Origin of the sequence: uncultured Corynebacterium sp. (genome assembly GCF_947253065.1) — a bacterium.
Lineage (GTDB): Bacteria > Actinomycetota > Actinomycetes > Mycobacteriales > Mycobacteriaceae > Corynebacterium.
Map to the genome: position 1 here is coordinate 1 of NZ_CAMXWS010000019.1, position 14,346 is coordinate 14,346.

The following is a 14,346-nucleotide window of genomic DNA, read 5'->3' on the forward strand; positions in this document are numbered from 1 at the left end:
GAGGTGGATCTTCTTTACAAATAACGGAGATTTGGAACCTATTTCCCCAGGTCAGCATAATTCGCGTGTGATTTAGATCCACCGCGGACCCGAGGGGCTTGGCCAAACCTCGGCTAAACCTCGGCTAAACCTCGAAAGGGGGATTAGCACTCGGTGATATTTACCGGGAAGCCGAGTTGGACGGCGAGGCCACCGACGGAGGTCTCCTTGTACTTGGTCATCATGTCGCGGCCGGTGGCGGCCATGGTTTCGATGGCGTCATCAAGAGTGACGATGTTGGTGCCGTCGCCCCACTTAGCCAAGCGTGCGGCATTGATGGCTTTCACCGCGCCGATGGCATTGCGTTCGATGCAGGGGACTTGGACGAGTCCGCCGACGGGATCGCAGGTGAGGCCAAGATTGTGCTCGAGGGCGATTTCGGCGGCGTTTTCAACCTGTTCAGGTGTACCGCCCAGGATGGCGCACATGCCGGCGGCGGCCATGGAGGAGGCGGAGCCGACTTCGCCTTGGCAGCCGACCTCGGCACCCGAGATCGATGCGTTGGTCTTGATGATCGCGCCGATCGCGCCAGCGGTGAGCAGGAATTCGCGTGCACGCTCCGGGGTGAAATCGGTCGTGAAGTCACGGCAGTAGTGCATGACAGCTGGGATGATTCCGGCGGCACCATTGGTCGGGGCAGTGACCACTCGGCCGTGTGCAGCATTTTCCTCATTGACGGCCAAAGCGTAAAGGTTGACCCACTCCATGGCATCGAGGCCTTCAGAGTTGTGGCGTTTTTGCTCGCTAGTGAGCATTGCGTGCATGCGGGGAGCACGGCGCCGAACATCGAGTCCGCCGGGGAGAGTGCCCTCGGTAGTGATGCCGTTTTTCACGCATTCTTGCATGGCGGCCCACACTTCATCGAGATGGGTGGTGGATTCGGTTTCCCCGCGGAGCATTTTCTCGTTGTGGGCCATGACTTCGGCGATGCTCAGGCCGGTGCGGGCACAGACTTCGAGGAGTTCGGCGGAGGAATCGTAGGCATGTGTACCGTCGCCATCCGAGGGGGCAGCCTCATCGGCCGCGGCAGCAGTGGCAGCAATACCGGTATTCGCGCCTTCCTCTTTCGCCTCACTCATTTCAGCGCGATCCATGATGAAGCCACCGCCGATGGAGTAGTACTCATTGCGGCTGGCAAGGCGGGTGCCTTGGGCATCCCATGCATCGAAAATCAGGCAGTTGGGGTGCTCGGCGACTGGTTTGGGATTGAAAACTAGGTTGTAGGTGACCGTGCCGTCAGGACCACTGATTGTGCCCTGGGCGGGAATCGCGGTGCCGGGGACAGGCTCGACTGTTTGGTCGGTGGTCAGGGGAGTGTAGCCCACCAAGCCGAGAAGAACGGCGCGGTCGGTGCCGTGGCCAACGCCGGTCGCGGCGAGAGAACCACGCAACTCAATATGGACTTCTGCGGGCAGCTGTCCGAGTTTTTCCACGAAAGCTGTAGCTGCACGCATCGGGCCGACGGTGTGAGAAGAAGAGGGCCCGATACCGATGCTGAACAGGTCAATGACGCTGACGCGGTGGGATGTCATGTCATCGAGGTTAAACGTGTGAGTAAGGGCATACAAACCCCCAAATTAGAATTCTGCTTGGTTAGTGCTTCCAGTGTTAGGGTCGAACTAAGGATCCATATTTGTAGTACCGGTACGAAACTGGCTTGATCCGGAAGAGGAGACATAAATGGCCACAGTGACCTACGACAAGGCGACGAGGATTTATCCGAAGGCGCCGAAACCGAGCGTCGATAAGCTCGATCTTGAAATTGCAGACGGCGAGTTCCTCGTCCTTGTTGGGCCATCTGGTTCCGGCAAGTCCACGGCCCTGCGCATGCTCGCTGGCCTCGAAGAAACCAATGAGGGCCGTATCCTCATCGGCGACCGTGACGTGACTAATGAGTCGCCGAAAGACCGCGACATCGCAATGGTCTTCCAGAACTACGCGCTGTACCCGCACATGACTGTGCGCGAGAACATGGGCTTTGCTCTGAAGATTGCGGGCATGGACCAGGCGGATATCAACCGTCGTGTGGAAGAGGCAGCGAAAACCCTCGATCTGACCGAGTTCCTGGACCGTAAGCCGAAGGCTCTGTCAGGCGGTCAGCGTCAGCGTGTGGCTATGGGCCGCGCAATTGTGCGTGAGCCGCAGGTCTTCCTTATGGATGAGCCGCTGTCCAACCTGGATGCGAAGCTGCGTGTGCAGACCCGTACGCAGATCGCCAGCCTGCAGCGTCGAATGGGCGTGACCACCATCTACGTCACGCACGATCAGACTGAGGCACTGACGATGGGTGACCGCATTGCTGTGCTGAACTTCGGTGTTCTGCAGCAGGTGGGAACGCCACGTGAACTGTACGAAGAGCCGAACAACGTGTTCGTTGCAGGCTTCATTGGCTCCCCAGCAATGAACCTGTCCACCTTCAATGTCGAAGGCAACGTGGCCAAGCTGGGCGGCGCTTCCATTCCGCTGTCGCAGGAACAGGTGCAGGCGCTGACGCCGGAGGATAATAACCAGATCATTCTCGGTTTCCGTCCTGAGGCACTCACCGTGGTCCCGGAGACGACTGAGCACACTGTGCCGATCGAGGTCGACTTCACTGAGGAACTCGGCTCTGACTCTTATGTCTACGGCCACCTTGTCGGTGGCGAGTGGCGTGAGGAAGGCACCGATAATGCCGCAGCCGGCAAGATCGTTGTCCGCGTGGCTCCGATGTCCGGCATCCGTGGTGGCGACATCATTCACGTGACCATCAACGAGGGCGGGCTGCACGCATTCTCCAAGGCCACCGGCAATCGGATCTAAGAAGCGGGAGCGAATAGGTAGCGAAAAGGTAACTAGCCATGTCCGAGAAGATGAGCGTCCACTCGCCGGCGTACGCCAAAGTGCTGCTCGGTCTGCCTTGGGCGATTCCTCTGGAGGACTGGCCAAGTGAACTTCTCGCTGCCTACCCGCGTGGCATTTCGCGCCACACTGTCCGGCTGGTGTCAGCCGGCGGGATGGCGTTGGCCATCAAGGAGATCGGTGAAACGGTCGCGTATCACGAATATCGCACACTGAAACGCCTGCGTGACCTGGATATTCCGTGTGTGAAGCCGGTCGCGGTCATTGCGCACCGTACTGATGATGAACGGGCAGAGGAGCTCACTCCATGTCTGGTCACGGAACACCTGGAGTTCTCGTTGCCGTACCGCGACGTGTTCAGCCGTTCGCTGAGCCCGGAAACGGTGAACAAGCTCATCCGTGCACTCGCAGTTCTGCTTGTGCGCCTGCATCTGCTGAATTTCTATTGGGGCGACGTTTCACTGTCGAACACCCTGTTCCGTCGTGACGCGGATGAATTCTCCGCGTACCTCGTGGACGCGGAGACAGGGGAGTTCCACGAACCGCTTTCTCAAGGGCGCAGGCTTTACGACGTCGAGGTGGCACGAGTCAACATCATTGGTGAGTTGATGGACCTCCAAGCAGGCGGGCTTATCGACGAAGGTGTGGACGTCATCGCCCTTGGCAACGCCGTCGATGCGACCTACCACGAGCTGTGGGCGTTGATGACTGATGAGCTCGTCGTGGAAGGCGATGCTTTTGGCCAGATCGCTGAGCACATTCAGAAGATCAACTCCCTGGGATTCGACATCGGCGAAACCGAGATCAGTCACGAAACCCGTCGCCGTACTGAACGTGACGGTCCGGGTGAAGGAGACCTGGTCGATGTGTATCGCGTCAGTATCGAACCATCGGTGTTTTCCACAGGCTTCCATCAGCGCAAGTTGAAGCAGCTGACGGGACTGGATGTGCAAGACCGGCAAGCGCAGCGTCTTCTCAGCGAGATGGAGGTCTACCGAGCGCTGAACCACAACGGTGAGTACTCGCTGGAAGATGTTGCATTGGACTGGCTGGTGAACCGCTATGAGCCGATCATTGCCCTGACCCCGCCAGCACTTCGAGCGAAATTGGAACCTGCACAGGTCTTCCACGAGATTCTCGATCACCGCTGGTTCGTCTCCGAGAATGAGTCGCGCTATGTCCCGCTCGAGGAAGCGGCGAAATCGTATTTCCAGACCATCTTGCCCAACCGGCCGGATGAAGCCCGGATCTACACCGCCGATGATCCACCCAGTGAAGATAGTCCTGATTTCCCATAACTCAAGCACCCAAGACTTCAATAACAAGAGAGCTAGTGAGGTACATCCCATGCAATCGACTACCCGGGCATTAGCGGCAGTAGCCGCTATCGGGTTGAGCGCGTCGGTGCTCACCGCATGTGGCCAAGACAATGGCCCGAGCGTGTACTACCTGAATTTCAAGCCGGAGCAGGCACAGCAATTTGAGGCGATCGCGGAAGAGTACACCGCAGAAACTGGTGTTCCGGTCAAGATCGTCACCGCCGCTTCGGGCTCCTATATGCAGACGTTGAAGGCCGAGATGGCCAAGTCCAACGCTCCGACTCTGTTCCAGATCAACGGCCAAGAGGGCTATGGCATCTGGAAGGACTACATGGCGGATATGTCCGACTATGAAATCACCAAGGCTTTGCAGGATGATGCCCAGCCGGTGACGAATAGCGAAGGCCATGCAGTTGCGGTGCCATTCGCGATGGAGGGCTTTGGCCTCCTCTACAACGAAGAGATCACTGATGCCTACTTTGCACTTCCGGGCGCAAAGCTGGGCTCGATGGATGAAGTGAAGTCCCACGAGGACCTGAAGACACTTGCGGAAGACATGCAGGCTCGCAAGGACGAGCTGGGTATTCAAGGTGTCTTCGCCGCTACCTCCCTTGGTGCTGGTGAAGAGTGGCGTTGGACGAACCACTTGATGAATGGTCCGATCCACTATGAGATTCAGGACCGTGACATCCAAGAATTCGCCGATATGGAGGAATTCAACTTCACCTACGGCGATAACTACCGGAGCCTGCTGGACTTGTACCTGCAGAATTCAACGGTGAAGCCGAGCCTGGCGTCGGCACGCGCCGTGTCTGATTCGATGGCTGAATTCGCAACCGGCAAGGCTGCGATGGTTCAGAACGGTAACTGGGCTTGGGGCCAGATTTCCGGTGAAGCCGGAAACGTGGTCAAGGAAGACAAGGTCAAGTTCCTGCCGATGTACATGGGCCTGCCGAATGAAGAAAACGTCGGTATCAACGTCGGTACTGAGAACTTCCTCTCCGTGAACAACAAGGCGAGCGAGGAAGACCAGAAGGCCACCCGCGACTTCCTGAAGTGGCTGTTCCTCTCGGAGAGAGGTAAGGAACTTGTGGTCAACGATCTCGGCTTCATCGCCCCGTTCGAGAACTACGACGTCGAAGACGTTCCGGACGACCCGCTGGCACGCCAGGTGCAGGAAGCACTTAGCGACGATTCCATCGAGGCCCTGCCATGGGACTTCCAGTACTCGCCGAACCAGCAGTTCCGTGACCTCTTCGGCCAGAACCTCGGCCAGTACGCCAACGGCAACCTGCCGTGGGAGACTCTGGTCAGCAGGCTACAACAGGATTGGAAGTACGAGATGGCCAACCAGATCGCTTTGCTGGACTAGGCGAATCGGGAGCAATCAGAGGATCACACCATGCAAGAGACACTGAAGAAATATTTCCCCATCTTCGTGCTGCCGACGCTTCTGGCATTCGGCATCGCGTTCTTCGTGCCGTTCCTCGTTGGTACGGCACTGTCATTCACCAGCTTCACCACCATCACCGACGCCACCTGGGTCGGTCTGGAGAACTACTCGCGAGTCTTCAGCGAGCGCGAGGGCTTCGTCTCGGCGTTGCTATTCACCATCGCTGTCGCGGTCGTGTCAATCATCACGGTCAATATCATCGCGTTCGCGATTGCGTGGACGCTGACACGTAAGCTGCGCGGTACGAACTTTTTCCGCACCGTGTTCTTCATGCCGAACCTGATCGGCGGCATCGTGCTGGGTTACACCTGGCAGTCCATGATCAACGCTGTGCTGGCGAATTATGAGACCACAATTTCCGCAGACTGGCGCTTCGGCTACGCCGGCCTGATCATCCTGATGAACTGGCAGCTCATCGGCTACATGATGATCATCTACATCGCCGGCCTGCAAAATGTTCCGCCAGAGCTGATTGAGGCAGCCGAAATCGACGGCGTGTCCAAGTGGCAGCAGCTGCGCCACGTGACCATCCCGCTGATGATGCCTTCGATCACCATCTGCCTGTTCCTGACCCTGTCGAATACCTTCAAGGTCTACGACCAGAACTTGGCGCTTACCGACGGCGCGCCTGGCGGCTCCACAGAGATGGTCGCCCTCAACATCGTCAAGACCATGTTCAACCGAGTGGGTGCCGAAGGCGTCGGCCAGGCGAAGGCAGTCATCTTCGTCGTGGTTGTCGTCGTCATCGCAATGTTCCAGCTGCGCGCCACCCGCAGCCGCGAAGTGGAGGCCTAAATCATGACAACCAGTATTAAAGAAACGAACCCGGTGGGGGACAACGGGGCGTCGACAAGCGCTGCGAAACCGCGGAAGAAAGCTGCCTCTAACGACGAAGCCACCGTGTCCAGCGGGGCGAAGGGCCTCATCTACGCGGTGCTGGTCTTCCTCACCGTCGTCTTCCTCGGCCCGATCGTGTTCATCTTGCTGAACTCGTTCAAGGACCGCTTCGCCATCTCCACCAACCCGTTCGCGCTGCCGACTGGTGAGCTGTGGGCGGGGCTGACGAACTACATCACCGGTATCCAAGGCGAAGGCTTTGGCTGGGCGATCGTGTGGTCGTTTGTGATCACGATCAGCTCCGTTATTGCCGTGGTGTTCTTCTCCGCAATGACCGCGTACTACATCACGCGTGTGAAGACCTGGTGGACGAATGCCCTCTACTACGCATTCGTGTTCTCTATGGTCATTCCGTTCCAGATGGTTATGTTCCCGACCGTGGTCATCGCTGACCGCCTCGGCCTGGCTAACCCGCTGGGCATGGTCGTGCTGTACCTCGGCTTCGGTTCTGGCCTGTCGGTGTTCATGTTCTCCGGTTTTGTGAAGTCCATTCCGCTGGAGATCGAGGAAGCCGCTTATATCGATGGTTGCTCGCCGCTGGCCACCTTCTTCAGGGTCGTTCTGCCCATGCTCAAGCCGACCGCGATCACCGTGGCCATCCTGAACGCCATGTGGATCTGGAACGACTACCTGCTGCCGTACCTGGTCATTGGTCTGTCCACGCCGTACCGCACGATTCCGGTCGTGATTCAGCAGTTCATCGGCTCTCAGGGCGACCGAGACCTGGGTGCCATGATGGCGATGCTGGTCCTGGCTATTACCCCGATCATCATCTTCTACGTCACTGCCCAGAAGCACATTATCGAGGGCGTCGCGGCCGGCGCAGTCAAGGGCTAGATCTGGGACTGATTACCTGGAAACCACGTTTGAGCAGCTATGCAGTTTCTAAGCCCTGACTCCAAGTTCATGGCGGCGTTCACGCTTCTGGCAGACATCGTCATCGTGAACATGCTGCTCATTGTGGCGTCCCTACCAGTCGTCACCGGCGGCGCGGCTCTTCGCACTGCCAATGCCGTTGTCGGTGACATGGTGCAAGGCAAAGGCTCCCGCTACGGGCTGGCTTTCATCCGCCAACTCACCGTGCGGTGGAGAGCTGTTTCGTTGTATTGGCTGCTGCTTATCGTCGCCGGGGCATTTCTGGTGTACCAACAATTCGTGGTGTTCCAAGCCGGAATTGAAGGGGTAGCGCTGACCGTCATTCAAGCGCTCGCCCTAGCCGGTGCATTCATCATCGCTGGCATCAGCGTGTGGTTTTTCGCGCTGGCCTCGTTGCCTACGGAAGAGGATGAACCTGCGTTCAGCGCGCTTTTCGCTTTGTCTATTCAGCACACCTTCCGTTTTCTGGGGCGCACGGTGATCGCAGTCGGTATCTTTGCCGCTGCTGGTTGGCTAGCTTTCAAGCTCCCGCTCGCCGTGTCTGTTCCGTTCCTCTTCTTCTTCATCCCAGCGGTCGCGCTGTACCTCGTGCGCTTGTTGATAGCACTTCCGCTGGGGCAGGAACTCGGGGATTAATCGATCGCTGGCTTCGGGCCGTTTGAAAAATCGCGAGACCCAAGAAGGCGTTTAAGCCACTTCAAAAAGCGCAGGCAGGTTTGAGGGGGTGACTACGCACAGCGGTTGCTGGTTATCGTTGCCGTGCTCGGTGATGATCACCAACCGTGGCAGCGTTTGCTGCGCATGCGGTGAGGTGAGTGCCGCGATTACCTCGGGGGCTGTGGCTGTGCGAGGCAAGAAGACAGCGGCGTCCTTGCGCTCATTGAAGCTGAGCACGTGTTCGATGGTGGAGTGGTTGATGGAGTTATCGTCATTCAGCTCATCGGCAAGCCAGCGGGCAATAGTGTTCGTGGTCAGCACACCAATGCACTTCTTGCCGTCATAGACAGGGAACTGGGAGATCCCGGTATCCCGAATGGCGTGAAGAGCCTCATTGATGTCATCGCTGGGGGAGAAGGTGACTACTTTCTGTGGGCCAACCACATCTATCGCGAGAGCGGGGTGCAGGAGTTGATCGCGTATGGTCTCAATCTCAGCGACGGTCTCCGGGAGGGGTTCAGCGATCGGCCGAAAGTCTTGGTACGCACCGTGGCTGATCGCATTGCGCAGACTCGCGAATTCTTTCAAGTCATTCGCCTGCGCGCTGGTGAGGATGTGACGCTTCTCGGCTTTGGAGACCATCCAGTTGAAGCCGTCGGATTTCCGTGCGTCAAGAGCCGAGCGCAAAAACCCTTCGATCTCATTGAAAGCCGCAAGGAACGGCACCGCGCGGTTGCGGGGCTTTTTACTTTCCGACGTCACACCCAACCCTGCTTTATCCCTTGTAGACACCGCGGTTGAGGGTGTCGCACTTGGCCATCGAGCCATTGTTGTAGCCAGCGAGGAATGCACGCTGACGCTGCTCGGAGGAACCGTGCGTCCAAGCATCCGGGTTGACCTCACGGCCGGACTGCTGCTGGATATGGTCATCGCCGATCGCTCGGGCAGTGTCAATGGCCTGCTTCAGCTGCTCTTCGGTAATCGGTTCGAGCATTGCATCCTCGCCTTTATCAGCGCGAGAAGCCCAGATGCCTGCGTAGCAGTCAGCCTGCAGCTCAATGGCCACGGCAGCGGAATCCTCGCCCGGGTTGTTGTAATCACTCAGGCCCAGGGTGTCCTCCAGGTTTTGAATATGGTGGCCCCACTCGTGGGCGACAACATACATCTGGGACAGGGAACCGGAGCTGCCGCCGAGCTGCTCAAGCTGGTCGAAGAAGCTAGTGTCCAGGTAGATGTGCTGGTCGCGCGGGCAGTAGAACGGGCCAGTGCTCGAGGATGCGTTGCCGCAGCCGGTCTGGACACTGTTCTGGAACAGGCGCAGGCCGGGTTCGCTGTATTCAATACCAGCCTGCTCAGGCAGCACGGCCGGCCAAACGGTATTGAGGGAGTCCGCCATTGCAGCAGCGCGACAGTCTGCATATTCGTTGACTGCGCCTTCAACGCGGCAATGCTCAAGGGAGTCGCCGCCCTGTTCCTGTTGCTGCTGTGCTTGCTGGCCAGAGTCGGTCGGGCCACCACCAAGTCCACCACCGAGGACGAGGTAGAGGACGATCAGGATGATGGTGCCCAGACCACCACCGCCAAGCATGATGGGCATGCCGCCGCCGCCACTGCCACGGGGGCCTCGACTGGTACTGACTCCGCGCCCGGAGGGCGTCACACCACTCTTAAAGGTCATGGGCCAAATCATGCCATATTGCCCGGACCTTTCGGGGTTGGAACCTCCAGCGAAGACGGTTGAAGGGGATTCGGTAGAATCACCTAAGTTGAGCAAAAGACATACGACACGTGGAAGGACGTGGAGGACACCGTGCTGCGCACTCACCTTGCAGGGGATCTCCGTAAAGAAATGGACGGCCAGACCGTCACGCTGACTGGTTGGGTCGGCCGTCGCCGTGACCACGGCGGCGTCATCTTCATTGACCTGCGCGACCGATCTGGTTACGCCCAGGTTGTCTTCCGCGAATCTGATGTTGCGGAAGCAGCCCACGATCTGCGCAGCGAGTACTGCGTAAAGGTCACGGGTGTTGTAGAGCCGCGTCCGGAAGGTTCTGCCAACCCGAATCTCGCTTCGGGTGAGATCGAGGTCAATGCGACCGAGCTGACCGTGCTGTCCACCTCGGCACCGCTGCCGTTCCAGGTGGAGGATTTCTCTTCCAGCGAGGTCGGTGAGGAAACTCGTCTGCGCTACCGCTACCTGGACCTGCGCCGTGAGCGTCAGGCTGATGCCCTGCGTCTGCGTTCCAAGGCGAATAAGGCAGCGCGCGATGTGCTGAACAACCATGAGTTCGTCGAAATTGAGACGCCGACGTTGACGCGTTCCACCCCGGAGGGTGCTCGTGACTTCCTGGTGCCGGCACGTCTTCGCCCGGGCACCTGGTACGCACTGCCGCAGTCCCCGCAGCTGTTCAAGCAGCTGTTGATGGTCTCCGGCATGGAGCGTTACTACCAGATCGCTCGTTGCTACCGTGACGAGGATTTCCGTGCTGACCGTCAGCCGGAGTTCACGCAGCTAGATATTGAGGCCAGCTTCGTCGACCAGGAAGACATCATCGCGCTGGCCGAGGAAATCTTGGTGGAGCTGTGGAAGCTGATCGGTTACGAGATCTCCACTCCGATTCCGCGCATGACGTACAAGGAAGCAATGGAGAAGTACGGCTCGGATAAGCCAGATCTCCGCTTCGATATTCAATTGGTGGACTGCACCGAGTTCTTCAAGAACACTCCGTTCCGCGTGTTCCAGAACGAGTACGTGGGCGCCGTGGTCATGGAAGGCGGTGCATCGCAGCCGCGTCGTCAGCTCGATGCATGGCAGGACTGGGCGAAGCAGCGTGGCGCCAAGGGCTTGGCATACATCCTCGTGCAGGAAGATGGCGAGCTGACCGGCCCCGTGGCTAAGAACATCACCGATGAGGAGAAGGCCGGCATTGCTGAACACGTCGGTGCGAAGCCGGGCGATTGCATCTTTTTCGCCGCTGGCGACACCAAGTCTTCGCGTGCTTTGCTGGGCGCTGCCCGCGGCGAGATTGCGCGCAAGCTGGACCTGATCAAGGAAGGCGACTGGGCATTCACCTGGGTCGTTGATGCACCGCTGTTTGAGCCGGCTGCGGATGCGACTGCTGATGGCGATGTCGCGCTTGGTCACTCCCAGTGGACGGCAGTGCACCACGCCTTCACCTCGCCGAAGCCAGAGTTCATGGACACTTTCGACAAGGAGCCGGGCGAGGCACTGGCATACGCTTACGACATTGTCTGCAACGGCAATGAGATCGGTGGCGGTTCGATCCGTATTCACAACCAGGACGTGCAAAAGCGCGTGTTTGATGTGATGGGCATCGACGATGAAGAGGCACAGGAGAAGTTCGGCTTCCTGCTCGACGCATTCTCCTTCGGTGCTCCGCCGCACGGCGGTATCGCATTCGGTTGGGACCGTATCGTCAGCCTGCTCGGCGGCTTCGATTCCATCCGCGATGTCATCGCTTTCCCGAAGTCGGGTGGCGGCGTCGATCCGCTTACCGACGCCCCCGGTCCGATCCCCGCTGCCCAGCGCAAGGAGACCGGTGTGGACTTCAAACCGGAAAAGGCTCAAGCTGGGCCTGAGGCGAAGAACTAAGCCAGATCACGCAAAGGACAAGGCCTGCGGTGGGGCGCCAAAACCCCGCGGGGCCGCTTCAGCATGCTGGATAACCAAGAAATCATCGATACCGCCGAGGCGGTGCTCAACCACCGTTACGGTGGAAAGCAGCAGCTCACGGACCCTGAAGTGCTCAGTGGTACAGGTCCAACGACGGTGCTGCGTTTAAGGGTTGCTAATAACCCTGTCTTCCCGCACCGCTCGGTGGTGGTGAAGTGCTCCCCGCAAACAGGCGATGTCGTTGACGATGCGGCGTTTGTGAGGGAAGTGGTTGCGTACCAATTCACTACGTCGTTAAGCGAAGAAGTGCGCCCTGGGCCCGTGATGTTGGGCTACGACATTGAACAGCGCATTTTGATCTTGTCGGATTCTGGCAACGGCGAGACCTTCGCTGATTTGCTGGAGCATTCCGACGAGGAGTCGCGTGTGCGTCTGCTGCGTAATTTGGGTACTTCGCTGGGCAAGATGCATGCCGGTACTGCTGGGGCGGAATCGAGCTTCAATATTTTGCTGGCCCGCATGGTGCGTTCGATTGACGGGGCGCGCGATATTCAGATCCACCGTGAGGAGATTCTGGAAAACCGCATCCACGATGGTCTTGCTGTGATTCGCGCTGCGGGCATCGACGTGCCGGCCGATGTCGCTGGTGTCGCAGACATGGTGCAGGTACGCATGCTGCATGGTGGTTCGCGCGCATTCACTCCTTTTGATCTGTCGCCGGACAACATCATTTATGCGGAACGTGCTCACTTCCTTGACTACGAGTGGGCGGGCTTCCGTGACGTCATTTTTGATATCGCCGGCGTGATCGCTGGCTTCCCGCAATATATCTCGTCGCAGCCGATCAACGATGAGGAGACCAAGGTCTTCGTTGAAGCATGGGTGGACGAAGTAAAGGGTGTGTGGCCGTCGGTGCTCAATTACGACACCCTTCAAGCGCGGCTTACCGCTGCTTTGGTGGGGTGGGCATTCTTCAGCGCGTCGATCCTTGGTTACGCTGTTGAAGAAAGCAACGGGGAGCTCCTTGACGAGGTGGATCAGCGTGAGATCCGCCGCGACGTGGCCGAGACCTTCGACGCTTTGGCGCGTTATGCCGCAACTGGCACGGAACCGACTTATGAGGTCGTTGCGGGCTTTGCGCGTGACGTGGTGGACTGGTTGACATGACACAAGGCGGTCTGTTCACGGATCCGGCGGGCACCGGCGGGGCTGACTCAAACCAGGCCGGTGCATCGGCGGCTTCCCGTGGCACCGCCTTTTTTGACGCTGGAGCAGCGGCACCACTAGCCGCGCGAATGCGTCCGCGCACGCTCGACGAACTGGTTGGCCAGCAGCATTTGCTGGGGCCGGGACGTCCGCTGCGTCGGCTTGTCGAGGGTTCGGGCGAAGCATCGGTGATTCTCTACGGCCCACCCGGCACGGGTAAGACCACGATTGCGTCGCTCATCGCTGGGGCGATGGGACAGAATTTCGTTGGCCTGTCTGCTTTGTCCTCGGGCGTGAAGCAGGTCCGTGAGGTACTCGAGGCAGCGAAACAGGACCTTGTACGTGGTCAGCGAACGGTTTTGTTCATCGATGAGGTCCACCGTTTTTCTAAGACGCAGCAGGATGCACTGTTAGCTGCAGTGGAGAACCGCACGGTGCTTCTCGTTGCGGCGACGACAGAGAATCCATCCTTCAGCGTCGTCGCGCCACTGCTGTCTCGTTCACTGTTGTTGCGGCTTGAATCTCTTGACGACGCTGATATTGCCACGGTGCTCGATCGTGCCGTGGCCGATGAGCGTGGGTTGAACAGGGATGGCAAGACCTTCAAGCTGGATGATGAGGCACGTGACCAGCTTGTTCTCCTCGCCGGGGGCGATGCTCGTCGCGCCCTGACTTACCTTGAAGCGGCGTCCGAGGGTGCAGAGGACGGGAAGATCTCACTCGATGTGGTGCAAAACAGTGTGGACCGTGCTGTCGTGCGCTACGACCGCGACGGGGATCAGCACTATGACGTCATCTCAGCTTTTATTAAATCCATCCGCGGTTCCGATGTCGATGCCGCATTGCACTACCTGGCACGCATGATTGAGGCAGGCGAGGACCCACGATTCATCGCACGTCGCCTGGTCATTCACGCCTCTGAGGACATTGGCATGGCAGATCCGACAGCTTTACAGACAGCGATGGCCGCGGCAGAAGCCGTCCAATTCATTGGCCTTCCCGAAGGCAGACTGCCCCTTGCACAAGCCACGATTCACCTTGCCACCGCACCTAAGTCACCGTCCGTGATCAAAGCGATTGACGCAGCGCTTGCAGACGTCCGCGCCGGCTATGCCGGTGCCGTCCCACCTCACCTGCGTGACGGGCACTACGAGGGAGCAAAGAAGATCGGCCACGCCGTCGGTTATCTCTACCCGCACGATGATCCGCGTGGAGTGGTGGAACAGCGCTATATCCCAGAAGGCTTGGATGAGGCGCGCTATTACACACCGACTGACCATGGCGCGGAGAAGCGAATCCAGTCGTATGCAGACCGTCTGCGCCAGATGGTGCGCGGCCAGTGACCTAAACCGGTGGACTAGGACAGTGCCATTGTGCGGGAGCCAAGTCGTTCGCGGGTAAGGTGTATCGACGAGAAACGCACTGTC

Annotated in this window: 12 protein-coding genes; 9 read left to right on the plus strand and 3 right to left on the minus strand. The window is 58.7% G+C overall.

The window, feature by feature from the left end; genetic code table 11:
• Window positions 1–143: 143 nt before the first annotated feature.
• Window positions 144–1,571, minus strand: coding sequence for an L-serine ammonia-lyase (locus tag Q0X21_RS06135; protein WP_297850954.1), 1,428 nt, complete (start codon window positions 1,569–1,571; stop codon window positions 144–146).
• A gap of 148 nt (window positions 1,572–1,719) precedes the next feature.
• On the opposite strand from Q0X21_RS06135, the gene Q0X21_RS06140 reads away from it, so the two are divergent.
• The 6 genes from Q0X21_RS06140 (at window position 1,720) to Q0X21_RS06165 (ending at window position 8,058) form a co-directional block, all read left to right on the plus strand.
• Complete coding sequence (locus tag Q0X21_RS06140; RefSeq protein ID WP_297850955.1) at window positions 1,720–2,838, plus strand: ABC transporter ATP-binding protein; 1,119 nt, start codon at window positions 1,720–1,722, stop codon at window positions 2,836–2,838.
• Window positions 2,839–2,876: 38 nt separating this feature from the next.
• Window positions 2,877–4,175 (plus strand): DUF4032 domain-containing protein, encoded by a 1,299-nt coding sequence (locus tag Q0X21_RS06145; RefSeq protein WP_297850956.1) that lies wholly within the window; start codon window positions 2,877–2,879, stop codon window positions 4,173–4,175.
• Window positions 4,176–4,224: 49 nt separating this feature from the next.
• The gene (locus tag Q0X21_RS06150; protein ID WP_297850957.1) at window positions 4,225–5,568 is read left to right on the plus strand and encodes an ABC transporter substrate-binding protein; all 1,344 of its coding nucleotides are present in this window, start codon (window positions 4,225–4,227) and stop codon (window positions 5,566–5,568) included.
• Window positions 5,569–5,598: 30 nt separating this feature from the next.
• Window positions 5,599–6,444 carry a carbohydrate ABC transporter permease gene (locus Q0X21_RS06155; RefSeq protein ID WP_297850958.1) on the plus strand — a complete coding sequence of 282 codons (846 nt, stop codon included), beginning with the start codon at window positions 5,599–5,601 and terminating at the stop codon, window positions 6,442–6,444.
• Window positions 6,445–6,447: 3 nt separating this feature from the next.
• Window positions 6,448–7,383: a carbohydrate ABC transporter permease gene (locus Q0X21_RS06160; protein WP_297850959.1), complete on the plus strand. Its 936-nt coding sequence runs from the start codon at window positions 6,448–6,450 to the stop codon at window positions 7,381–7,383.
• A 69-nt stretch (window positions 7,384–7,452) separates the two neighbouring features.
• Window positions 7,453–8,058 (plus strand): hypothetical protein, encoded by a 606-nt coding sequence (locus tag Q0X21_RS06165; protein ID WP_297850960.1) that lies wholly within the window; start codon window positions 7,453–7,455, stop codon window positions 8,056–8,058.
• A gap of 51 nt (window positions 8,059–8,109) precedes the next feature.
• On the opposite strand, the gene Q0X21_RS06170 is transcribed toward Q0X21_RS06165, so the two are convergent.
• Window positions 8,110–8,841, minus strand: a complete 732-nt coding sequence (locus Q0X21_RS06170) for a CBS domain-containing protein (protein ID WP_297850961.1) — start codon at window positions 8,839–8,841, stop codon at window positions 8,110–8,112.
• Between the two features lie 13 nt (window positions 8,842–8,854).
• Window positions 8,855–9,757 (minus strand): neutral zinc metallopeptidase, encoded by a 903-nt coding sequence (locus tag Q0X21_RS06175; protein ID WP_297850962.1) that lies wholly within the window; start codon window positions 9,755–9,757, stop codon window positions 8,855–8,857.
• A 132-nt stretch (window positions 9,758–9,889) separates the two neighbouring features.
• On the opposite strand from Q0X21_RS06175, the gene aspS reads away from it, so the two are divergent.
• The 3 genes from aspS to Q0X21_RS06190 all read left to right on the plus strand — a co-directional run bounded on the left by aspS (window position 9,890) and on the right by Q0X21_RS06190 (window position 14,262).
• The gene (aspS, locus tag Q0X21_RS06180) at window positions 9,890–11,692 is read left to right on the plus strand and encodes an aspartate--tRNA ligase (protein WP_297850988.1); all 1,803 of its coding nucleotides are present in this window, start codon (window positions 9,890–9,892) and stop codon (window positions 11,690–11,692) included.
• 63 nt (window positions 11,693–11,755) lie between these two features.
• Window positions 11,756–12,880, plus strand: a complete 1,125-nt coding sequence (locus Q0X21_RS06185) for a phosphotransferase (RefSeq protein WP_297850964.1) — start codon at window positions 11,756–11,758, stop codon at window positions 12,878–12,880.
• Entirely contained in the window at window positions 12,877–14,262 is a 1,386-nt protein-coding gene (locus Q0X21_RS06190; protein WP_297850965.1) for a replication-associated recombination protein A, read from the plus strand. The genes Q0X21_RS06185 and Q0X21_RS06190 overlap by 4 nt, the downstream gene beginning before the upstream one ends.
• Window positions 14,263–14,346 lie beyond the last annotated feature (84 nt).